General features: G+C 69.2%; 20 protein-coding genes and 1 pseudogene. 14 read left to right on the top strand and 7 right to left on the bottom strand.

The genetic code is table 11. The annotated features are described in order from the left end of the window. Window position 1: 1 nt before the first annotated feature. From HY726_06840 to HY726_06820, 5 genes are all read left to right on the top strand, one after another. The gene (locus HY726_06840) at window positions 2–406 is read left to right on the top strand and encodes a cupredoxin domain-containing protein (GenBank protein MBI4608703.1); all 405 of its coding nucleotides are present in this window, start codon (window positions 2–4) and stop codon (window positions 404–406) included. A gap of 32 nt (window positions 407–438) precedes the next feature. After that, window positions 439–2,487, top strand: a complete 2,049-nt coding sequence (locus HY726_06835; protein ID MBI4608702.1) for a hydantoinase/oxoprolinase family protein — start codon at window positions 439–441, stop codon at window positions 2,485–2,487. 1 nt (window position 2,488) lies between these two features. Next, window positions 2,489–4,057 carry a hydantoinase B/oxoprolinase family protein gene (locus HY726_06830; protein MBI4608701.1) on the top strand — a complete coding sequence of 523 codons (1,569 nt, stop codon included), beginning with the start codon at window positions 2,489–2,491 and terminating at the stop codon, window positions 4,055–4,057. Window positions 4,058–4,235: 178 nt separating this feature from the next. Beyond that, window positions 4,236–5,309, top strand: a complete 1,074-nt coding sequence (locus HY726_06825) for a hypothetical protein (GenBank protein ID MBI4608700.1) — start codon at window positions 4,236–4,238, stop codon at window positions 5,307–5,309. Between the two features lie 26 nt (window positions 5,310–5,335). Then, a complete protein-coding gene (locus tag HY726_06820; protein ID MBI4608699.1) occupies window positions 5,336–8,104 on the top strand; it encodes an AMP-binding protein in 2,769 nt (922 codons plus the stop codon). A gap of 332 nt (window positions 8,105–8,436) precedes the next feature. Here HY726_06820 and HY726_06815 read toward each other — a convergent pair whose 3' ends face one another. The 7 genes from HY726_06815 to HY726_06785 all read right to left on the bottom strand — a co-directional run bounded on the left by HY726_06815 (window position 8,437) and on the right by HY726_06785 (window position 15,437). Continuing rightward, window positions 8,437–9,465, bottom strand: coding sequence for a 2-dehydropantoate 2-reductase (locus HY726_06815; GenBank protein MBI4608698.1), 1,029 nt, complete (start codon window positions 9,463–9,465; stop codon window positions 8,437–8,439). Window positions 9,466–9,543: 78 nt separating this feature from the next. Next, entirely contained in the window at window positions 9,544–10,827 is a 1,284-nt protein-coding gene (locus tag HY726_06810) for a TRAP transporter large permease (GenBank protein MBI4608697.1), read from the bottom strand. A gap of 64 nt (window positions 10,828–10,891) precedes the next feature. Continuing rightward, window positions 10,892–11,500 carry a TRAP transporter small permease gene (locus HY726_06805; GenBank protein MBI4608696.1) on the bottom strand — a complete coding sequence of 203 codons (609 nt, stop codon included), beginning with the start codon at window positions 11,498–11,500 and terminating at the stop codon, window positions 10,892–10,894. A 20-nt stretch (window positions 11,501–11,520) separates the two neighbouring features. Further along, complete coding sequence (locus HY726_06800; protein ID MBI4608695.1) at window positions 11,521–12,528, bottom strand: TRAP transporter substrate-binding protein; 1,008 nt, start codon at window positions 12,526–12,528, stop codon at window positions 11,521–11,523. Between the two features lie 105 nt (window positions 12,529–12,633). Next, window positions 12,634–13,605 (bottom strand): membrane dipeptidase, encoded by a 972-nt coding sequence (locus HY726_06795; GenBank protein ID MBI4608694.1) that lies wholly within the window; start codon window positions 13,603–13,605, stop codon window positions 12,634–12,636. 16 nt (window positions 13,606–13,621) lie between these two features. Beyond that, window positions 13,622–14,800, bottom strand: coding sequence for an FAD-binding oxidoreductase (locus HY726_06790; GenBank protein MBI4608693.1), 1,179 nt, complete (start codon window positions 14,798–14,800; stop codon window positions 13,622–13,624). Between the two features lies 1 nt (window position 14,801). Continuing rightward, window positions 14,802–15,437, bottom strand: coding sequence for a hypothetical protein (locus tag HY726_06785; GenBank protein ID MBI4608692.1), 636 nt, complete (start codon window positions 15,435–15,437; stop codon window positions 14,802–14,804). A gap of 80 nt (window positions 15,438–15,517) precedes the next feature. Between HY726_06785 and ggt the strand changes: the two genes are divergently transcribed. From ggt to HY726_06740, 9 genes and pseudogenes are all read left to right on the top strand, one after another. Then, window positions 15,518–17,131, top strand: a complete 1,614-nt coding sequence (gene ggt, locus HY726_06780) for a gamma-glutamyltransferase (protein ID MBI4608691.1) — start codon at window positions 15,518–15,520, stop codon at window positions 17,129–17,131. Between the two features lie 59 nt (window positions 17,132–17,190). Then, window positions 17,191–17,361: pseudogene (locus HY726_06775) on the top strand (class I SAM-dependent methyltransferase). A gap of 449 nt (window positions 17,362–17,810) precedes the next feature. Further along, window positions 17,811–19,124, top strand: coding sequence for a tRNA epoxyqueuosine(34) reductase QueG (gene queG, locus HY726_06770; GenBank protein ID MBI4608690.1), 1,314 nt, complete (start codon window positions 17,811–17,813; stop codon window positions 19,122–19,124). 3 nt (window positions 19,125–19,127) lie between these two features. Next, complete coding sequence (locus HY726_06765; protein ID MBI4608689.1) at window positions 19,128–19,721, top strand: nicotinamidase; 594 nt, start codon at window positions 19,128–19,130, stop codon at window positions 19,719–19,721. Further along, window positions 19,718–20,116: a VOC family protein gene (locus HY726_06760; protein MBI4608688.1), complete on the top strand. Its 399-nt coding sequence runs from the start codon at window positions 19,718–19,720 to the stop codon at window positions 20,114–20,116. The genes HY726_06765 and HY726_06760 overlap by 4 nt, the downstream gene beginning before the upstream one ends. After that, window positions 20,113–20,982 carry a sulfite exporter TauE/SafE family protein gene (locus HY726_06755; GenBank protein ID MBI4608687.1) on the top strand — a complete coding sequence of 290 codons (870 nt, stop codon included), beginning with the start codon at window positions 20,113–20,115 and terminating at the stop codon, window positions 20,980–20,982. The genes HY726_06760 and HY726_06755 overlap by 4 nt, the downstream gene beginning before the upstream one ends. 79 nt (window positions 20,983–21,061) lie before the next feature. After that, window positions 21,062–21,610: a peptide deformylase gene (gene def / locus HY726_06750; GenBank protein ID MBI4608686.1), complete on the top strand. Its 549-nt coding sequence runs from the start codon at window positions 21,062–21,064 to the stop codon at window positions 21,608–21,610. Next, window positions 21,603–21,977 (top strand): hypothetical protein, encoded by a 375-nt coding sequence (locus HY726_06745; GenBank protein ID MBI4608685.1) that lies wholly within the window; start codon window positions 21,603–21,605, stop codon window positions 21,975–21,977. Before def ends, HY726_06745 begins: the two co-directional genes overlap by 8 nt. A 24-nt stretch (window positions 21,978–22,001) precedes the next feature. After that, window positions 22,002–22,661 carry a ferritin-like domain-containing protein gene (locus tag HY726_06740; GenBank protein ID MBI4608684.1) on the top strand — a complete coding sequence of 220 codons (660 nt, stop codon included), beginning with the start codon at window positions 22,002–22,004 and terminating at the stop codon, window positions 22,659–22,661. Window positions 22,662–22,736 lie beyond the last annotated feature (75 nt).

Below are 22,736 nucleotides of genomic sequence, written 5' to 3'. Positions count from 1 at the left end.
GATGCGTACGGCGAGAATCCTGGCCGCCGGCCTCCTGACGTGGGGGTGGCTGGCGGGTGCGGGAGAACCCTCTGACGTCGGTGCGCCCCGGCTGGCTCGGTCCGAGCGGGTGGCGCAGGCACGTCCGACGGTGCAGGAGTTCGAGATGACGATGAACGTGTTCCCCACCGGGAAGTTCGCTCCCGACCCGTTGACGGTGAAGAAGGGAATCCGGGTACGATTGCGCATGAAGGCCCTCCAGCGCGAGCACCTCAACCAGATCAGCATTCGGCCGTTCGTGGCCAACGTGACGCTTGAGCCGCCGGACAAGGTCACCATCATCGAGTTCACTCCGACACGCACCGGCACCTTCAAAATCCGAAACCTCGGGCACGACTTCGAGGGAACTCTGGTCGTGGTCGAGTAGCCCAGCCGACCGCGCGCTCGAGTACCCAGGCGATGGGCTACCGGATCGGCATCGATGTCGGCGGCACCTTCACGGACCTGGCCCTCCTCAACGAGGAGACCGGCGTTCTCATCGTCGGTAAGGTCCCGTCCACGCCTTCTGACCCGTCGGAAGGGATCCTGCACGGGATCTCGCGAATCCTGGCCGAGGCCGGCGCCTCGCCAGGGCAGATCGGCTACCTCGCCCACGGCACTACGGTCTCCACCAACACCCTGCTCCAGCGCAAAGGGGCCAGGGTAGGGCTCATTACCACCCGGGGGTTCAGGGATCTGCTCGAGATCGCGCGCCAGCGGCGCCCGTCCCTCTACGATCTCCACGTCCCCAAGCCGGCGCCGCTGATCCCGCGTGCCCTGAGGATCGAGGTCGCCGAGCGGGTGATGGCCGACGGGAGCGTGCGCCTTCCGCTGGATCTGGCTGAGGTGGATCGTGCCCTGGAGGGCCTGGCGCGCGAGGGAGTCGAGGCCCTGGCCGTCTGCTTCCTCTACGCCTATCGCTCGCCCGACCACGAACGCCGGGTCCTGGAGCGCGCCCGGTCACTAATGCCGAACGTCTTCTGCTCGGCATCGCACGAGGTGCTCCCGGAGTTCAGGGAGTACGAGCGCCTCACCACCACCGTGGTCAACGCCTATCTGGGGTCGGTCCTGGTAGGGTACATCCAGGCCTTCCGCCGCCGGGTGCGGGAGCTCGGGATCGTCGCGGTCCCGTACATCAACCAGTCCAACGGCGGGACGATCGGGATCGACGAGGCGGCGCGCGCGCCCGTGAAGACGCTGCTCTCGGGGCCGAGCGCGGGAGTGGCCGGGGCGGCCTGGCTGGCGCAGAAGGCGGGCGTGTCGTCGGTCGTCACGTTTGACATGGGAGGGACGAGCACCGACGTCTCGTTCGTGCGCGACGGGACTCCCGCGCTGGCGTTCGAGCGCGAGATCGCCGGAGTCCCGATCCGGATTCCGGCGCTCGACATCCACACGATCGGCGCCGGCGGCGGGAGCATCGCCTGGCGCGATTCGGGCGGCGCGCTGATGGTGGGCCCTCAGAGCGCGGGAGCCGACCCCGGCCCGGCCTGCTACGGGCGTGGCGGGACCGAGCCGACGGTGACCGACGCCAATCTCCTCCTGGGACGGCTCTCGCCGAAGGGGCTTCTGGGCGGGCGGATGCCGCTGGATCTGGCGCGCGCCGGCGAGGTTATCGCCAAGCTCGGTGAGGCCCTCGACCTCTCCGCGGTCGGGACGGCGCGGGGCATCATCAAGGTCGTCAACGCCAACATGGCCCGGGCGCTCCGGGTCGTCACGGTCCAGCGCGGCGTGGACCCGACCCGGCTCGCGCTGCTCGCCTTCGGGGGCGCCGGGCCGCTTCACGCGGGGGCGCTCGCGCGCGAGCTGGGCATTCGGACGATTCTGGTTCCTCCGGGACCGGGCATTCTCTGCGCGCTCGGCCTCCTGGTCGAAGACCTGAGGGCCGACGCGGTGAGGACATGGGTCGGAAGGCTCGACGCCCAGGCGCTCGATGAGCTGGAGCCGATCTTCACGGCCCTCGAGGCCGACGCCACGGCGTGGCTCGACCGCGAGCGGGTCCCGCCCGAGCGCCGTCAGCTCGCCCGCTGGCTCGACCTCCGGTACGAGGGCCAGAACTACGAGTTGCTGGTTCCGGTGCCTGACGAGGTCTGGCGCGAGCGCTCCGCCGAGGGGCTCCGCCAGAGGTTCCTCCAGGTTCACGAAGCAACCTACGGGTTTTCGGCCGAGGCCGAGCCCATCCAGGTGGTGAACGCCCGTCTCGTCGCCCGGGGCGTGCCCGATCAGCCGGAGATTCCGAGGCGGAAGCCCGGTGCCCTCGACGCCTCGGCGGCGCTGCTGGGCCGCCGCCATGTGGATTTCGACGAGGCCGGCGTCCTCGACTGCCCGGTCTACGACCGCGCGCGCCTCGTCGCCGGCAACCGGCTCGCCGGGCCCGGGGTGATCGAGCAGTTCGACAGCACGACCCTGCTGCACCCGGGGCAGGAGGCGCTGGTCGACGAGCTTGGCGTCCTCATCATCACTGAGGCCTGAAGTGGATCGGATCGCGCTTGAAGTGATCGGCTCGGCGCTCCTCTCGATCGCGGAGGAGATGGGGACGGCGCTCATCAAGGCCTCCTACTCGAGCAACATCAAGGAGCGGTGGGACTGCTCGACGGCGATCTTCGACCGGGAGGGCCAGGTGATCGCCCAGGCCGAGCACATCCCGATGCACCTGGGATCGCTTCTCGGCGTCGTCCGCGAGATCCTCCGCCGCTACCCGCCCAACGCTCTCGCGCCCGGCGACGTCTTCGGCGCCAACGATCCGTACTCGGGAGGCGGCACCCATCTGCCCGACATCACGCTGGCCGCTCCCGTGTTCGTCGAGGGCCAGCTCTTCGGCTTCGTCGCCAACATCGCCCACCACGCGGACCGGACCGGCGAGCGGATCCGCTCGATCTACGACGAGGGGCTCCGGATCCCGCCGATCCGCCTCGTGGAGGCGGGTCGGGTCCGCGAGGATGTCCTGGAGCTGCTCCTGGCGAACTTCGCCCTTCCCGACCAGCGGGAGGGCGATTTTCGCGCCCAGATCGCCGCCAACCGGCTCGGCGAGCGCCGGCTCCTGGAGCTCTGCGGCCGCTACGGCTCGGCTGCGGTCAGGGCGGCGTCCGATCATTACTTGTCGTATGGCGAGAGAAAGATCCGGGCAGCCATCGCCAAGCTCCCGCCGGGCGTCTACCGGTTCGTCGATTATCTGGACGGCGACGGCGTCAGGGAGGGACCGATCCCGATCGCTGTGGCGATCAGCGTGGACGGCGAGAGGATTCGTCTCGACTTTGCTGGGACCGGCCCCCAGAGCCCGGGGGACATCAACGTCGTGTGGCTCGCGCTCCTGGCGACGGTCTACTACGCGCTGAAGGCGGTCCTGGATGCCACGATCCCCGCCAACGGCGGGTTCTACCGGGCGATCGAGGTCGAGGCACCCCAGGGGAGCATCGTGAACGCCCTTCCCCCCGCGCCGGTCGGCTGGCGCACTCAGACCTGCCAGCGGATCGCCGACGTGGTCTTCGGTGCTCTGGCGCCGGTACTTCCCGAACGGGTTCCGGCTGCCGGAAACGGCGCGAACAGCGCGTGGGTGTTCTCCGGCATGAACCCCAGGACGGGCCGCTACTACATCTATCTGGAGACGATCGGAGGCGGCGCTGGGGCGACGGCTCACGCCGATGGCCTGGACGCCGTCCAGGTCCACATCACGAACACCTCCAACCTCCCGGTCGAGTGCCTCGAGATGGAGTACCCGCTCCTCGTCGAGGACTACGCGCTGGTGGACGGCAGCGGTGGCGCGGGCAAGTTCCGAGGCGGGATGGGGATCCGACGGACCATTCAAGTCCTGGACCACGAGGCCCAGTTGCTGGGGACGCTGGAGCGGGCGGAGATGCCGCCCTGGGGCCTTCAGGGTGGCGGGCCCGGTGGCCGCGCGGCGCTCGTGCTGAACCCGGCGACGCCGCAGGAACTGCGACTGCCGTCGAAGGTCTGGGGCTACCCGCTCAAGCCCGGTGACCGCGTCCAGATCGTCACGCCCGGGGGAGGAGGCTGGGGGCCACCGTCAGAACGCGGCAGCTGATTGCCCTCGCTCCCCATCGCAGGTTATTCCTCGCCATGGCGAGTGGCGGTATCCTTGGGTCGCCCCTGACCGCTTCACCTGGCGCGAGGCTCGGGTGCGGTTCAGGAACCGACGGTTGGACGAGTTACCCCGCGGGCGGTGAGGTCGAGGGTGCCGCAGGGGTGTCCGGAGCGTGGGGATGACAGCGAAGCGAGCCGGAGTGGTGGTGCTTGCCCTTGCGGCGGCCGGGCTGGCGGTGTGCGCGCTCCCCTGGCGTGCCCGGGCTCAGCCCGAGGAAGGACCACCCCCGCTCATGGTCAGGGAGCTGGCGGTTCAGGGGAACCGGCGGGTCCAGGAAGCCGTGATCCTGCAACGAATCCAGACCAGGCTGGGCGCTCCCTTCGTCCGGGCCCAGGTGGCCCAGGATATCCGGGCCGTCTTCGCCCTCGGGTTCTTCGACGATGTCCAGGTGAAGGTCGAGGAATTCGAGGGGGGGATCAAGCTGACCTTCGTCGTGGTCGAGCGACCGTTCATCCGCGACATCGCGTTCGAGGGCAACCGTCGGATCGCCACCCAGACGCTTCAGGAGACGATCGACCTCAAACCAGGGCTTATCTACAACCCGACGGATGTCGAGCGCTCACGCGAGCGGCTCAAAGACCACTACGAGCAGGAGGGCTATTTCGAGGCGGAGATCACGCCCGAGGCCCGGGCGCTTTCGGACGGGGACCTCCGGGTCGTGTTCGGAATCGTCGAAGGACGCCGCTTTACGATCGACCGGATCGTGATCGGAGGCGCGAAGGGCCTCGCCGCGCGGCAGATCAAGGCCGCCATGGAGACCCGGGAGCGGCGGTTCTTCTTCTTCGGGGGGATCGTCCAGCGCCGGAGCCTGGAGCGGGACCTCGAGCGGATCGTGGCGCTCTACCACGACCATGGCTACCTTCACGCTCGGGTGGAATCCCATGAAATCACCGTGGACCGGGCCCGGGCGCGCGTGACGATTACGGTCAACCTCATCGAGGGGCTGCAGTTCACCGTGGGGAACGTCGAGGTCACCGGGACCCGTGTCCTGCCGGTCGAAGAGGTTCGCCGCCAGCTCAAGCTCGCCCCGGGCGAGGTCTTCTCCCGGTCCAAGCTGCGGGAAAGCGTCTCGGCGATCACGGACCTCTACGGCGCCATCGGCCGGGCCTGCGCCGAGGTCAGCGTGACCCTGGAAATACTGGAAGGCGCACAGGTCATCGTCGAGCGGATGCGCTCGCCGGCGAACTGCTGACACCGCGGCCTCTCGGGTGTGACGCGATGGAAAGCCTCGATACGCAGACGGTCGAGCGGCGAGTGATCGAGATCGTCGAAGAGCTTCTGACGGAGCTCCGGGGCGGCTCAGGGCGGCAGGCGGTCTCGCCGGATGCGTCCGTCGACCGCGATCTCGGCCTCGGCAGCCTCGAGCGGGTGGAGCTCCTTCTGCGGCTGGAGCAGGCATTTGGCGTGCGCCTCCCTGACGCGGTCATGGCGGAGGCGGACACGCTCCTGGATTTGGTGAACGCGGTTCACACCGCCGGCCCCTCCGCCCCCGAGATCGTCCTCCGACCGTCCCCGCGGCCCAGTGTGGGTGCCCCGGCACCGGCGGCATCCCGGACGCTCGCGGATGTCCTCAGGTGGCAGGCCGCGGCTCAGCCGGGGCGGACGCACATGTTCCTCAGGGAAGAGGACGGAAGCGAGCGGCCAATCACCTACGGGGCACTCTGGGATCGGGCCTCAGCCATCGCCGCCGGTCTCCACGCGCGCGGACTCCAGCGGGGCGATGCCGTGGCGCTCATGCTCAGGACCGAAGCGGACTTCTTCGGGGCGTTTTTCGGTACCCTCCTCGCCGGCGGCGTCCCCGTTCCGATTTACCCGCCCTTTCGCCCCGACCAGATCGGGGAGTACCTGGAGCGCCAGGTCCGGATCCTGCAAAACGCCGGGGCGCGCCTGCTCATCACCTTCCGGGAGGCCGAACGTGTTGCGGCCCTGCTCATGGCGCGTGTGCCCTCCCTCGCGCAGGTGGCGGGGGCGCAACGGCTCGCGCTCCCCGGCGCCGAACCGGCGTCGGTCCACCTGGACCCTGAGGATCCGGCGCTGATCCAGTACACGTCCGGGAGTACCGGCGAGCCGAAAGGCGTACTGCTCACCCACGCCAACCTCGTGGCGAACATCCGGGCCAGCGGGCGCGCGATCGCGATCGGGCCCGACGATGTCGGCGTCAGCTGGCTTCCGCTCTACCACGACATGGGGCTGATCGGCTGGCTCCTAGCCCTCTACCACGGCATTCCGATCGTGATCCTCTCGCCGCTGGCCTTCCTCGCCCGCCCGGCGCGCTGGCTCCAGGCGCTCCACGCCTACCGCGGGACGCTGTCGGTGGCTCCGAACTTCGCCTACGAGCTCTGCGTCCGGAAGGTGACCGACGACGAACTCCAGGGCCTCGATCTCAGCTCCTGGCGTCTGGCCTTCAACGGCGCCGAGCCGGTGAGCCCGGACACGCTCGAGCGCTTCACCCGCCGCTTCGCTCCCTATGGCTTCCGACCGGCGGCGATGTGCCCGGTCTACGGCCTGGCGGAGGCCGCCGCGGCGCTGACGGTTCCGCCCACCGAGCGAGGCCCGTGGGTCGACCGGGTGGTCCGCGAGCGCTTCCAGCGCGACCGGGTGGCGCACCCGGCAGCCCCCGAGGATCAGAACCCCCTTCGCTTCGTCTCGTGCGGTCGGCCGCTCTCCGAGCACGAGGTCCGGATCGTCGACGCCGACGGCCGACCGCTAGGCGAGCGGATCGAGGGGCACATCCAGTTCCGCGGTCCATCGGTGACCCGGGGATATTTCCGAAATCCGGACGCGAGCCGGGCAGCGATCCACGACGGGTGGATGGACTCCGGCGACCTGGGCTACACGGCCGACGGAGAGCTCTTCATCACCGGCCGGCGGAAAGACCTCATCATCAAGGCGGGTCGGAACCTGTATCCCCAGGAAGTCGAGGAGGTGGTGGGGAACATTCCCGGGATCCGCAAGGGGTGCGTGGCCGCGTTCGGGATCGCGGACCCTGCGATCGGAACCGAGCGCCTGGTCGTGGTGGCCGAGAGCCGGGAGACGACACCCGAGGCGCGGGCGCGGCTTGAGGCGGCTGTCATCGAGCGCCTGGCCGCAACGGTCGGCATCCCCCCGGACGTCGTGGTGATCGCTCCGCAGGGGTCCGTGCTCAAGACTTCCAGTGGGAAGGTGCGCCGGAGCGCCACGTGCGACGCCTATCTCGCCGGGAAGCTCGGCGTCCGCCGATGGGCGTGGGCGCAATGGGCGTGGCTCCTGATGCGGGGTCTGGGAGGCCGGGGAGGGCGCCTTCTGGGTCAGGCACTCAGGTTGGGCTACGCCGCCTATGTGGGGCTCCTCCTGCTTCCGGCCCTGCCGGTGATCTGGGCGCTGGTGCTCATTCTTCCGCCGGGGCGCCCGGTGGACCGGCTTGTGCGGCGCTTCTGCCGGATCCTGCTGGCGTCTGCCGGCTGCCGGATCCGGGTCGAAGGGCTCGACAGTCTCCGGGGCCTGGGAACGGCAATCCTGGCGGCCAACCACGCCAGCTATCTGGACGCGGTAGCACTCTCGGCCGCCCTCCCGCTGGAGTTCCGGTTCGTGGCCATGCGGGAGCTTGAGGCGGTCCCGTTCATCAAGACGGTGCTGGGCAAGGTGGGTCACGTGATGGTTGAGCGGACCGACCTCTCCCGGAGCGTCGCGGATGCCGGGCGCGTGACGGCAATGCTCCGGGGTGACGTCCCGCTTCTGGTCTTTCCCGAAGGGACATTCGTCCGGTCCGCCGGGCTCCTCCCGTTCAAGCTGGGAGCCTTTAAGGCAGCCGTAGAGGCCGGGTGTCCCGTGGTACCCATCATCCTCCGGGGAACCCGGGAGATTCTCCCCGCGGACACGTGGCTCCCGCGGCCGGGGCAGATCACGGTGACGATCGGGGCCCCGATGAAGCCCGAAGGCGAAGGCTGGAGGGAGGTGGTGCGGCTCCGGGATGCTGTACGCGCTGAGATGGCGCGGCGCTGCGGCTAGGACAATCGGAGGGGGACACCCACGCCTTCGGCGCGGGTACCCGGGCCCCCTCCGAGGCCTCCCCCAGGAATGGTGGTTCGAGCCGAGGGGCTGCCGACGAGCCGCAGGCACGGCAGTTCGAGCCGAGGCGCTTCGGCGCCGGCAGTTTCATCGCCGGTGCCAGCGACGAGGCGAGGCCCGAGTAAATCAGACAGAGGCGAGACCCGAGTCGGTTGCGCGGGCCGGGTACCCGCGCAGCGGGTGCGCGCTCGAAGGGCATTACTCGGACAAGCTCCTGGAAAGAAGACGCCCGTTTCTCCCGCCGAGAGGTGCGTGGGCGGCGACGATTGGCCCTATCCGGGGAGCAGCTTCAGGAGCGGCTCGAGGTTCCTCGGATCGGGTCTGAGCCCGACCCCGTGACGGCGGAAGAGCTCCACGATCGCGTCGTTGAACGGCGTCTTCACGCCCACCTTTCGGCCCTGCTCTGAGACGTACCCGTTCAGGTAGTTGACTTCGGTCCGCCGGCCCTTCATCACGTCCTGGAGCAGGGACGGCCGGCCGCCGCTCAGGAACTGGACCCCCGCAGCCATGTCGGCCTCCACCGCCGCCAGGCCCCGGCCCTCGGCGGCGTCCACCATCCGTTGCGGCGCGATGCCGTAGATCGGCTCGACCTCGTATCCCAGGGCGCGGCCGACCTTGACCACCTCGGCCGCGATCTGGATCGCGATGCGGCGGGGCTCGGGCTGGCTCCGGACCTCCGCCGAGCCGAAGCCGCTCAGCCCGGCCAGCGGGTTCGCCATGCAGTTGACCCCCAGCTTGGACCAGCGCTCGCCGCGGAGGTTCGTCGTCACCTTGGCCGGGGCCACATCGTTCATGACCTTCACAAGGTCGTGCACCCGCCCGGATTCGGCTCCGTCCAGCTCACCGATCCTGAACCCCACCGAGCCCCGGTCGGTCCGGATCGCGTGGCCCGGCTCGTAGAGTCCCGCCCCGATGGTGATCACGCAGCCGAGCGTCCGCTCCCTTCCAGCGATCGCCGCGACCCGCTCGTCGTTGACTCCGTTCTGAAAGTCGACCACGACGCCGTCCGGCTGCTTGAGGTACGCGACGCAGAGGGCGGTGGCCCACTCGGTGTCGTAGGACTTGACCGCGATGAAGACCGCGTCGAACGGCTCGCCGACGCTCTGGAGCTCATGGATGTGGAGCGCCCTGACCGGGATCAGGTGCTCACCGCACGTGCCGCTCAGCCGGAGGCCGCTCCGCTTCATCGCCTCGACGTGCTCCGGCCACTGGTCGATGAGCGTCACGTCGTGCCCGGCCCGCGTCAGCATTCCACCCACGACGCTCCCGATCGCTCCTGCACCGGTGATCCCTATCCGCATTCGTGTCTCTCCCTACGCGAGCAACCTGTGAAGTAGCGCCGGATGAGCCGCGCTTCGCTCGGTGTTGCCATCGGGGGCTCAGCTTCCCTTCATCGTGGTCGGGAGCCAGAGCGCGATCTGCGGGAACATGATGATGAACGCGATCCCCAGCAGCATCATCAGGAAGAACGGCAGCACCCCCAGGTAGACATCCATGATCGTCCGGCGCTCGCCTGCCCCCGGGTTCTGGCGTAGGCCGTGGATGACGTAGAGGTTCAGCCCCTCGGGCGGCGAGATGAGCGCGGCCTCCGTCAGAATCACCGCGATGACCCCGAACCACACCAGATCGATGTTCATCGTCTTTAAGACGGGGAGGATCACCGGGATGGTGGTCACCATCATGGCGAAGCCGTCCATAAAGGTTCCGAGGAACAGGTAGAAGAGCACGAGGACGACGAGCGTGACGGTCGGCGTCAGCCCCCAGGAGGCCACGGCCTTCGAGATGGCATACGGCACGCCGAGGATCGCCAGCGTGGAGTTGAGGATGAAGGCCGCGGTGAGGATCAGCATGACCATGGCCGTGGTGCGGGCGCTCGAGAGGAAGACCTCACGCAGCATCGCTGGGCTCACCCGGCGGCTGAACAGGGCCAGGAGAAAGGCCCCGGTGACACCGAAGCCCGCCGCCTCGGTGGGCGTGGCCACGCCCAGGTAGATCGTTCCCAGGACCAGGAAGATCAGGAAGAAAGTGGGCAGCATGTCGAGGAGCCCGATCAGCCGGGTCTTCCACGACACAGCGGTCTCGCGCGGAGCGACGCCGGGCCGGAGGACAGCGGCGTAGAAGATCACGGCCATGAACAGGAGCGAGAGCAGGATCCCGGGGAAGATCCCGGCGATGTAGAGTCTGCCGATGGAGACCTCCATCAGCACCCCGTAGACGATGAAGTTGATGCTGGGAGGAATCAGAATCCCCAGCGTCCCGCCTGCGGCCAGGGATCCCAGGACCAGCCGCTCGTTGTAACCCCGGGCGCGGAAGGCGGGGAGGGCGACGGAGCCAATCGTCGCCGCCGTGGCGACGCTCGAGCCCGAGACCGCCGCGAAAGTGGCGCACGCGGCGATGTTGCTGTGCATGAGCCCTCCCGGCAGTGGGGCGAGCCAGTGGGACAGCACCCGATAGAGGCGGTCTGACAGGCCGCTCCGGAGCAGGATCTCGCCCATCATAATGAAGAAGGGAATCGCGACGAGCACAAAGCTCGTGTTGGTGTTCCATGCGATGAGCCCGAGCATCTCCCAGAGCGGTCGGTCGCTGAACACGTACATGAGGGAGAAGCTCAGGACGCCCAGAGCGGCAGCCACGTGGAGCCCGAGGAGAAAGGCCGCCAGCATGAGCACACTTGCAACAGTGAGCGCGACAAATGCCACTCGGTCTCTCCTTTGGAGCGACCCCCGCCTAGGCTTGGTCGGCCCGCTCGGAGGGCTCGAGCCCCGCAAGCGGCGCCAAGTGTCCGAGGCGAAGCGACTCGATGAGCCCGACGACGAGAATCACTACCGCCTCCAGGGTCAGCACCGTGAATCCGAATGCCATAAGACCCTGGGGCACGAAGAGGGGGGTCTGGATGAAGCTCATGGCCTTGGCGTTGCCGGCGAGGGAGTCGAGGGCGAGGCGCCAGGTATAGAGCGCCACCATCGCGGCGAAGAGGACCATCACGGCCACGGCCGCGTAATTGAGCAGCGCCCGCACGCGCGGCGGGAGATGAGGGAGCAGGATATCGATTCTGACATGCCCCCCGATGCGAAGGGCGTAGGCCAGGGCCCACATGCCGCCCATGGCCAGGGCATAGCCGCCGATCTCGTCCGTCACCGCCGAGGAGACGTGAAAGAACTTTCGGCCGATGACGTCGAGAGTGATGTAGAAGGAGGCCAGGAGGAAGAGGGCGCCGCTGATATAGGCCATCCCCTTCGCCAGGAGATCGACGGCGCGAAGCACCTGGCGCGCGGTGCCCGGAAGGACAGCGGTGGGCGGACCGCCCTCAGCGCGAGTCTCTTCTGTTCGCCTCACCGCTGCCGTCCTGCGACTCCTCAGGGGATGGTAAAGCCGGCGTAGGGGGCGACGTACTGGTTGAAGATCGGCTTGGCATCCGGTCCCGCGCGCTTGATCCAGTTCGGCACGACTGCGTTCTTCACAGCTTCCTTGACCGCAGCCGCCATGGCCGGACTGGTGGGGACCCACTCCATCCCTTTCTCTCTGTTCCTGTCGACGCCTTGCTGTGTGGTCCAGCGCCCGACCTCCCACCCCTTCTCGCTGAACTCCTGTCCGAGTTTCGTGAGGAGTTCCCGGAGTTCGGGGGTGAGCTTATCCCACGTCTTCTTGCTCACTGCGAAGGTGCCGGACACGGGACCATGATTAACATCCACCAGGTGCTTGGTCACCTCGAACCACTTCACCCCCCACCCCGAGTAGGTTCCCGTGAAGCCCGCGTCCACCGTCCCGCGGTCAAGAGCGGTGTATACCTCGGCGAAGGCGACGGAGACGGGCTCGAGCCCAAGCGCCCGTGAGAACTCCGTCTGGGCAGTGCCGTAGACTCGTACTTTCAGCCCCTTCAAGTCTGCGGGGCCCCGGACCGGCTTCCGGCTGAAGATGACCTGATGGGGCCAGAGGTAAGCCCCCAGGACGACACCCCCGAGCTTGTCTTCGTACTTCTTGAAGACAGGCATGAAGGCGATGTGGGCCTTGACGGAGGTTTCAAAGTCAGCGAACAAGCCGGGCAGGTCCACCGCTTCGATGACGGGCACGTCGCCCGCGACATAGGTGGGGAGCACATCGCCGATGTCCACCAGCCCGGCCTTCATGACCCGCACCAGCTCGAAGCCCGTGAGGCCCAGCTCAGGCAGGCTCACCACGTCTAGCTTGATCTGCCCCTTCGTGCGTTTGTCCAGCTCCTCCGCCAACCATTCCCACAACTTGAACTGCGGAAGGGGCCGGCTGGTGGCCACGGCCTTCCACTTCAGCTGGGCCAGAGCCGCGTCAGAGCCTACGGCGAGCACGAGAAGAGCTGCCATACCTGCGACGAGCAGTTTACGCCTCATGATCGTGTCCTCCTCTTTAGCACCTGCTGCAGGCCCGGCGGGCCGCTCGGTGATGCGGCGAGAATAGCGGCCGTCCGCAGGGTCGTCAAGGGGGTTCCCATCGGCTCACTCGTGCCAGACGCGCTTGAGATACCGGACCCAGTTCAGGCCCATCACCTTCTCGATGCGCGCGGCTGGCCACCGGCGCCGCTCGAGGGCGGCGGTGAGGTTCGAGGTCTCGTCGATCCGCCCGATGCCGGCCGGGTTCTTGATCTCGCCGAACTCGGTGAGCGGCCGGGCGTAGCCCTTGTCGCGGGTGATCCAGCGGAAGAACGCCTCGCCGTGGCCCTCGGTGAAGTCCGTGCCGTAGCCCACGTGGTCTTCGCCGCAGCGGTCCACCATCCACTCGATGATCTCGGCGTAGTCGTCCACCGTGGAGGCCGCGCCCTTAGGCAAGAACGGCGGGAACATGGTGACGCCGATGAGACCGCCCGTGTCGGCGACCGCGTTGAGCTGGCGCGTCTCCTTGTTGCGCGGGTGGTCCTTCAGCTCCTTGGGCAGCACGTGCGAGAACACCACGGGGTCCCGCGACGCGGCGATGGCGTCGTCGCTCGTCTCGACACCGACGTGCGACAGGTCCACGGCGATGCCGACGCGGTTCATCTCGGTGACGACCTCGCGCCCGAAGTCGGAGAGGCCTGAATCGCGCGACTCGTAGCAACCGCTCCCGATCAGGGTCTGCGTGTTGTACGTGAGTTGGATGATGCCGACGCCGAGCCGCTTGTAGAGTGCCAGGTAGTCGAGGCGGTCCTCGATCGGGCTCCCGTTCTGGAAGCCGAGGATGATACCGGTCCTGCCTGCCGCCTTGGCGGCCGCGATGTCGTCGGTCCGGTGGACCGGCATGATCAGGTCGGCGTGGCGCTCGAACCACCCGAGCCACTGGGCGATGTTGTCGAGGGTCTGGCGCGCGTTCTCCCACACCGCGCAGGTGGCGTTGGTCGCGGTGATGCCCCCGGCGCGGAGCGCCTTGAAGACGTCCGGTCCCCAGTTCGACACGATCAGGCCGTCAACGACGATCAGCGTTTCGTGGAGGCTCAAGGCAGCGCGGTTCCGCTCAGCACATCAGCCAGTCGCCGTAGGTCCCCCGGATGGGCTTGCCCTCCGCGAAGCGCGAGAGCCGGAAGGCCGAGACATCCGAGCCAGGCCGCGGTCCCTCGGCGATCAGCTCGGCCATCATCTCCCCGACCGCCGGCGAGAGCTTGAACCCGTGCCCGGAGAAGCCCGCCGCGACGTAGAACCCATCCGGCCCGACCCTGTCCAGGATCGGGTGCCAGTCCGGCGTCACGTCGAAGCAACCCGCGTACCCTTTGGCCACGGATCCCTGCTCGAGGACGGGAAACCGCTGGGCGATCCTGCCCAGGGCATCCAGCGTCTCGTCGAAGGTGACGCCTTCCGCGTAGCCGTCGGGGTCGGCGCGGTCGTGGAGCTCTTCCGAGTCGAGTGAGCCGACGAGGATCAGGCCACCGGTCTCCGGGCGCGTGTAAATGTTGGTCACGAAGTCGTAGACGAGCGGGTGGGGGCGGCGGGCCTCCTGGGGCCACGCGATGAAGTTGATCTTGTGCCGGCAGACGGTGATCGGGATCTCGAGCCCCACCATCCGGCCGATCCTGTCGCCCCAGGTTCCAGCAGCATTGACCACAATCGGCGCCTCGATCTCTCCCTTACTGGTCCTCACCCCCGCGATGCGATCGCCGCGCGTGAGGACCGCGAGCACCTCGGCCTGCTCCATGGTCCGCACGCCCAGGTCTCGTGCCGCCCCGGCAAAGCCCTGCGTCGTTTGCGACGGGTCGGCATACCCGGATTCCGGCTCGTAGCACCCCGCCACCAGGTCGTCAGTCCTGAGTCGCGGCTCCAGCTCGCGCATCTCGGCGGGCGAGACGAGCCGCGTGCTGATCCCGGCCGACTGCTGGAGGGCCACGGACGCCTCCATCTGCCGCCGGAGGCGATCGTCGACCCCTAGGAGGTACCCGGTCCTGACGAAGGAGGCGGTCCGCCCGCTCGTCAGCTCCTCGAAGCGCTCGAAGAAGTGGAGCGACTTGAGGACCATCCGGCAGGTCTCGGGGGTCGAGTAGTGCTGTCGCACGCACGCCGAGCTCTTCCCGGTCGCGCCCGACGCGAGGAAGTTCTTCTCGACCACGACCACGTCACGCAGGCCGCGCTTCGCCAGGTGGAAGGCGATGCTCGCGCCGGTCACGCCGCCACCGATCACGACGACGCCAACCTTCAGCGCCATGCTAGCTCCTGGGTACGATCCCCGCTTCCACCGGAAGCGGCGCGACGATCGCGTAGTAGCGGGCGACCCGCTCGGCGAGGCGGAAGACCTCGCCCGCGAGGTCGGCGAAGATCAGTGGGCGGGCCGGCTCGACGAGCTGGATCTCGCCGATCACCCGGGCCTCGTTGAGGGCCAACTTCTCCCCGACCAGCGCCTGCCAGTCCAGCGCCTCGAGCATCGGTGCCAGGCGGGGCCAGAGGGGCGGAGTCGTGTGGACCCCGACCTGGATCGCGGGCCGGTGTCGCGCGAGGTTGGTGACGACGCCGATGTGGAGGTCCCACATCACCACACCCTCGAAGGCGAAGGCGACCCAGTCGAGGGGAAGGCGCGCCAGGTGCGGGTAGCGCACGGCCGCCTCGCCCCGGCAGTCCTCGCCGACGAAGGCCGTGGCGCCCGGGAACTGCTCCCAGAGGTGCGCGCAGGCCTCGTGGGCGATGGCGCGGAAGAAGAGCGGGAAGGCCCGCGCGTACTCGTCGCGCGTCTCCAGGTGACGGGCCAGCCGTTGGCCGTCGATCGTCCGCAACGCCCGAACCAGCGCGCTCTCCATCGCGATGCGGGGAGGATAGCGACCTTCCAGGGGGTCGTCAAGGCGAATCATGAGCGAAGGTTAGTCCAGTGAGCCGGGCGCGGCTTTCGGGTATAGTGGCAGATGCCTTCGGACCGGAGGAGCATGGCGACATGAGCGCCTATCTGGCCGAGCGGACGCCGACGCTGGCGCCGCACGGACTCGTGGCAAGCCCGCACGTCCTGGCCTCCGAGGCCGGCGTCGCGGCGCTCCGCGACGGGGGCTCGGCCGTCGACGCCGCGATCGCCGCCAACGCGGTCCTCGCCGTCGCCTACCCGCACATGGGGGGGCTCGGAGGTGACGCGTTCTGGCTGATCTACGATGCACGGCGCCGCGAGGTCCGCACCCTGGTGGCGGCCGGCCGGGCTCCCTCCGGAGCGACGCTCCAGGAATTCGAGCGCCGCCGGCTCCGGGAGATCCCGCCCCGGAGCCTCCTCGCCGTCACCGTCCCCGGAGCGCTTGACAGCTGGGCTGAGGCCCACCGGGCCTACGGCCGTCTTCCCTGGAGGTCGCTCTTCGACGCCGCCATCGGGTACGCCCGCGACGGGGTTCCGGTGACCGCGAAGCTCAGGGGTTGGATCGAGCGCACGCTGCCGGTGTTGAGCGCCCAGCCGACAAGCGCTCGGGTCTTCCTGCCCGGCGGCGCGATCCCGCGGGCTGGCGACAGGCTCCGCCAGCGCGATCTGGCGCGGACGATCGAGCTGGTGGCCGAGCACGGGCGCGACGGTTTTTACGCGGGCCCGGTGGCACGGGCCATCGTCGCCTTTTCCCGCGCGGGGGGTGGCCTCCACAGCGAGGCCGACTTCGCCGCCCAGCGCTCGGAGTGGGCGGAGCCGCTCGTGGGCCGGTACCGCGGGATCACGATCTTTCAGACACCGCCGCCCTCCCAGGGGTTTACCACCCTGCTGATGCTCCAGATGCTCGAGGACGACGACATCGCCGCGCTCCCCTACCTCGGTCCCGACCAGCTCCATCTCTTCGTCGAGGCCAAGAAGATCGCCTTCGCCGACCGGGACCGCTATCTCGCCGATCCGGCCTTTGCCAAGGTCCCCGTGGCAAGGCTCCTTTCCAGGGAGTATGCGCGGGAGCGCCGCCAGCTCATCCGTCCCGATCGAGCCTGGGTCTGGGACCAGATCCCTGCCGGGAGCCTCCAGGGCGACACCGTGTACGTCGCGGCGGTGGACGCCGAGGGGAACGCGGCGTCGCTCATTCAGAGCCTCTACATGGGCTTCGGCTCGGGCATCGTGGCCGGGGAGACCGGAGTCGTGCTCCACAACCGCGGCGCCTATTTCTCGCTCGATCCGGCGCATCCCAATCGCCTCGAGCCGGGCAAGCGCCCGCTGCACACGCTCATGGCGTCCCTGGCGTTCCGCGACGAGCGCCTCTGGCTCGTCTTCGGCTGCATGGGCGCCGACGGCCAGCCTCAGATCCACCTCCAGGTCTACTCGGCCATGCTCGACCACGGGCTCGACCTCGCCGCGGCGATTGAGGCCCCGCGCTGGCTCGCCGGCCGCTTCGCCATCGGCGACCCGCGGGAGTTCCTGAACCTGGACGGGCGCATGCCGTCCGACACCGCGCGCAGGCTCGAGGCGCGCGGGCATGCGGTGAACGTCCTGGCGCCCTGGGACGAGCTGACCGGCCATGCCCACGGCGTGATGGTCCTCGGGAACGGCGTCAAGGCGGGGTTCGCCGACCCGCGTTCCGACGGGGCGGCTGCGGGCTACTGAGGCGCTCGCGGGCGTGGCGACGTGAAGGGTCGCGAGCTGCGTGCTATGATCGATGCGGGATGAGCCCGAAGTTCCTCGCGCTTCTCACCGCCGACGAGCTGAAGGACGTGACGGCGCTCGACGTCGGCTGCGGGACAGGCCGGCTCGCCCTGACCCTTGCACCGCGCTGCCGCCGGGTGATCGGGATTGACCGCGACGCGGCGGCGATCGCGACCGCCCGCGAGCGCGCTACCGCCCTCGGCCTCGCCAACGCCGGGTTCGTCGTTGCCGACGCCGAGGTCGAGGAGTATGTTCGCTGGGCTCCCCAACTCGTGACAACTCACCTCTGCATGTCGCCGGCGATCATCGCCCGGGCGAGCCGGGCCCTCGGGCCCGGGGAGGTGTTCGCCTTCGTCTGCTTTCACGTGGACCAGTGGCGCGAGACCGGCACAGTCTCCCGTTTTGCGTTCGAAGAGGCCGGGCTCAGGGCGCTGCTCGAGAGTCACGGCTTCACGGTGGAGCACCTCGAGGTGGAGCATGAGGTCCGTCGGTTCGGCTCGGCCGAGGACGCGCTGGCCCACGTGGGGGAGCTCCGGGCCAGGTGGGAGCGAGACGGTCGCTGGCAGCGGTACGTCGAGGTCGTCAGCGGTGGAGGGAGGACGCTGACGCGAAGCCATCTCATCGTCAAGGCGAGGCGACGGTGACCCTGACACAGCTGGCGCTGAGCGAGGCGGTGAAGGCGAAGGCCCTGGAGCTGGGCTTCGACAGGGTCGCCATCGGCCCTGGCGATCCTCCCGAGCATGGTCCAGCCTTCGACGCCTGGCTCGCCGCGGGGTACGCGGGCACCATGGACTACCTCGCGCGAGGCCGCGCCAAGCGGCTCGACCTCCGGCAGATCCTCCCCGGCGCCCGCTCGGTGATCGCGGTCGCGCTGAACTACTACCAGGGCGAGCCGCCCGAGGCCCGGGGGTGGAACCCGGTCGCCCGCTACGCGTGGGGGCGGGACTACCACGACGTGATGACGCCGCGGCTCGAGGAGCTTTTGGCCTTCCTCCGGGAGGCGGGCGGGCCTGAGGCGCGCGGGAAGATCTACGTGGACACCGGCCCCGTTCTCGAGCGCGACCTGGCAGCCCGCGCGGGTCTCGGGTGGATCGGGAAGAACACGAACCTCCTCGATCCGACGCTCGGCTCGTTCTTCTTCATCGGGGTACTCCTGACCACGGTCGAGCTGGACTTCGACGCTCCGCTTCCCGATCGCTGCGGGACGTGCCGCGCCTGCCTGGATGTCTGTCCGACGAATGCGTTCGTGGCGCCCTATGTGCTGGATGCCCGGCGCTGCATCTCGTATCTGACCATCGAGAACAAGGGGCCGATCCCCGCCGGGCTCAGAGAGGGGATCGGCGAGTGGGCGTTCGGCTGTGACCTCTGCCAGACGGTCTGCCCCTGGAATCGCAAGGCCCCCGAGTCGCGCGACCGTGCGCTCCGGCCGCGGGAGCCGCTTCCCGAGCTGAGCGAGCTGCTGGAGCTCGACGGAGCCGGCTTCAGGCAGCGCTTCGCCGGCACGGCGCTGACGCGGGCGAAGCGGCGCGGGCTTTTGAGGAACATCGCCGTGGCGCTCGGCAACCGCCGCGATCCGGAAACGGTCCCCGCGCTGAGCCGGGCGCTCGGAGATCCCGAACCACTTGTTCGTCAACACGCGGCGTGGGCTCTGGGACGGATCGCGACCCGCGAGGCCCGAGCGGCGCTCGCCCGAGCCCTGAGCCGCGAGCAGGACGCCAGCGCGCTTCGCGAGATCCGCGGGGCGCTAGGACAATCGGAGGGGGACACCCACGCCTTCGGCGCGGGTACCCGGGCCCCCTCCGAGGCCTCCCCCAGGATTGGTGGTTCGAGCCGTGGGGCTGCCGACGAGCCGCAGGCGAGGAGAGCCACGAGGCGAGGCCCGAGTCGGTTGCGCGGGCGGAGCCCGCGCTCGAAGGGCATTTACTCCGACACGCTGCTGGGAGAGGAGGAATGAGCCATGGCCATTGATCCCTCACGCGATGCCCTGGTGATTGTGGACGTCCAGAACGACTTCTGCCCGGGGGGCTCGCTGGCCGTCCCCGAGGGGGACCGGGTCGTTCCGGCGCTCAACCGCTACGTCGAGCGGTTTGCCGGCCTCAGAGGGCCGATCTTCGCCTCGCGCGACTGGCACCCCGCGGTGACCAAGCACTTCAAGGCGTACGGCGGGGTCTGGCCGCCCCACTGCGTCCAGGGGACGAAAGGCGCGGAGTTCCACGCCGACCTCAGGCTCCCGCGCGAGGCGGTGATCGTCTCCAAGGGGATGGACCCGGACGCGGATGCCTACTCGTGCTTCCAGGCCGAGGACCCGAACGGGATGCCCTTCGCCGCCGCGCTGGGTGAGCTGGGGGTCCAGCGCCTCTTCGTCGGCGGCCTCGCCACCGACTACTGCGTGAAGGCGACCGTGCTCGACGCCCTCCGCGAGGGATTCCAGGTCGTCGTCCTGGAGGACGCGATCCGCGCCGTGGACGTGAACCCGGGCGACGGCGCCAAGGCGATTGAAGAGATGGAGGCTGCCGGCGCGACGTTTGCTGCGCTCTCGGATCTCGCATGATCCGGGTCAAGCGGCTGGACCACTTCGGCGTGGACGTGGCTGACCTGGGGCGCGCCGAGGGCTTCTACACGGACGTCCTCGGGATGATGGTGGAGATGCGACTGCCCGATCAGGTCCTGCTCCGCTACGGCGACGGTAACCTCGCCCTGTTCTTCAGGCCTGACCGAGCTCCGGGCGGCCGGGAGCTGATCGAACACCCGCTCGGCAAGAGCCACCACGCCTTCGAGGTCTCCTGGGAGGACCTCCAGGCGGCGCGCCGCCTCTTCGCCGAGCGGGGGATCCCCCACCATGCCCCCATCAACTGGGGAGACCACGACTGCCTCTACTTCCTCGATCCCGACGGGAACCTCTTGGAGCTGGTCGGCTACCGACCCTCGCCGAGCACAGCGGCGTGACCGTCCCCCTCTCGGCCTTTGGCCTCCCCTCTGACGCCGTCGTCTGGCACGCGGTCTTCCTGACCGCCCTCTCGTACGGCGTCGGCGTGGTCGGGGGCGTGGTGGGGCTCGCGCTCGGGACGATGCGGCTGCCGTTCCTCCTGCTCCTGGGGATGCCGGCCCCGGTCGCCGCGGGCACCAACATCCTGGTGAGCACGTTGAGCGCCGTCACCGGGGCGGTCCGCCACTGGCGCGCCGGGCGCGTCAACGCGCGGATCGTCGCGGTGCAGGGGATCCCCGCCATGATCGGCGCGTTCGTCGGCGGCTTCGGGAGCGGCCTGGCGCCCGAGTCCCTGCTGATCGGGCTGGCGGGAATCCTGGTCGTGTGGCAGGCGGTCGAGCTGTTCGTGAGGGCGAGACGCGAGAGGCCTAAGGAGAGCCCTGTGACCGGGCGTCAGCCAGGCGCGCAGGAGGAGTTGCTTCGCGCCGGCGGGACCTGGACGCCGGGCCGGGTCGTCGCTGAGGCGCTGGTAGGCTTTGCCATCGGCCTCCTCGGCGGCGCCGTCGGCCTGATCCTCGGAAGCCTCAGGCTCCCCGCCCTCATCACGATCCTGGGGATCGACCCACGCGTGGCGGCGGGGAGTAATCTCGTCATCGGGTTTCTCATGGGCTCCTTCGGCTGGGTCGGCCACGTGATCGCGGGGGAGGTGGACTACCCGCTCCTGATCCTGATGGGGCTCACGGGGATGGTGGGGACGTTTCAGGGGGCCCGGCTCACCGGCACCATGGGCCTCCGCGGGCTCCTGACGCTCATGGGCCTCGTCCTCCTCGTCGTGGGGAGCCTCCTGCTCTGGGATGCTGCGCGGCGCGGCGGCCTGTTCGCCTGACGCCGGGCCCCGCCCGAACGGCGGCGCGGCGCTGTGCTAGAATGACCTCGCTGTTCACGTTAGAGCGCGGAGGCTCACGATGGCCATTCTGAAGGTCGCCCGCCTGGGGCACCCGGTGCTCAGGAAGGTCACGGAGCAGGTTTTGCCTTCGGAGCTCCGGTCTCCCGAGGTCCAGAGCTTCATCGACGACATGGTCGAGACCATGCGCGAGTACAACGGGGCCGGCCTCGCCGCGACCCAGGTCCACACGCTCAAGCAGATCGCCGTCATCGAGGTGCTCGACAACCCCCGCTACCCCGCGGCTCCGAGCATCCCGCTCACCGTGATCGTGAACCCCCGGGTGACCCCGCTCACGCCGGAGATGGAGGAGGACTGGGAGGGCTGCCTCTCGATCCCCGACCTCAGGGGCAAGGTTCCGCGCTACACGACGGTGAGGCTCGAGGCTCTCGACCGCCAAGGCGAGCCAATCGAGCTGACCGCGAGCCACTTCTTCGCCCGGGTGATCCAGCACGAGGCCGACCACCTGAACGGCATCGTGTACCTGGACCGGATGAAGGACCTCTCGACGCTGACCCACCTGACCGAGTGGAGCAGGTACTGGCTCGGCAGGCAGGAGCAGAATGACTGACGGGGTCGTCGCCGTCGTCAAGGACCTCTTCTTCGTCGCCCGGATCAGGGAGACGGCTCGCCTCGCGGGCACTCCCGTCGAGTTCTGCCGCTCTCCCGACGAGCTTGGTACCTGCCTGGCCTCGGGCAAGAGCCCCGCCCTCGTGATCCTCGATCTGACCACGCCGGCCTGGGACTACGGAGCGTTCTTCGCGTCGCTCGAGGCCCGGTCCCCCCGGCCGCCGATCCTCGGCTTCACCACCCACTCGCTCGCGCGCATCACCCAGCCCTGGCACGCGCGGTGCGACCGCGTCGTCACCAAGGAGACCCTGACCCAGGAGCTTCCGGACCTCCTCGCTCACGGCCTGACCTCGCGCCGCGCGAGCTGAACCCGCTCTGAAGAGGGAATCGCCATGACCGCCGAAGAGTTCGTCACGGAGCTGGACGCCAGGAACCAGGAGATGCTCCGGCGCCTCGAGCCGGACGCCACGCTCATGCCCGAGGTGGACGGCGACCTGACCGTCGTGAACCTGCTCAAGGTGGCGCTGAAGAACGAGGTCGAGGCCAGCGAGATCGCGGCGCGCTGGATGGTGACCACGGAGGAGGTGGACGTGAAGCTCGCCTTCGCGCGCCAGGTCGGGGACGAGGCCAGGCACTACCGGCTGATCGTCGAGCGGCTCCGGGAGCTGGGCTTCGACGCGAAGACCTACAATCCCCTGGCGAAGGGGTACGGTCCGCTCTTCGACTACCTGCGCACGCTCACCACGACGGTCGAGCGCGCGGCCGCGGGGCAGTTCACGCGCGAGGCGATCGCGGTCGTGAAGAACCGGCAGTTCATCGAGTTCTGCGAGCGGGCGGGGGATCGCGCGACGGCCACGCTCTACCGGGACACCATCGAGCCCGACGAGCGCTACCATCACGAGCTGGGCCGCTCGATCCTCCTCCGCTACGCGACCACCGCGGAGGCCCAGGCGGCGGCCCGGCGCGCCGCGGCGCGCACGCTGGAGCTGGCCGAGGAGCTGCAGACCGCCGCGCTCAAGACCGCCGGGATCCACCACGCTCCGGGCTGCTAGGACAATCGGAGGGGGACACCCGCGCCTCCGGCGCGGGTACCCGGGCCCCCTCCGAGGCCTCCCCCAGGAATGGTG

The organism is Candidatus Rokuibacteriota bacterium (assembly GCA_016209385.1).
In the GTDB taxonomy this organism is placed as follows: domain Bacteria; phylum Methylomirabilota; class Methylomirabilia; order Rokubacteriales; family CSP1-6; genus JACQWB01.
Note: the sequence above shows the minus strand (reverse complement) of the source record. Positions and strands in the feature narration are given on the sequence as shown.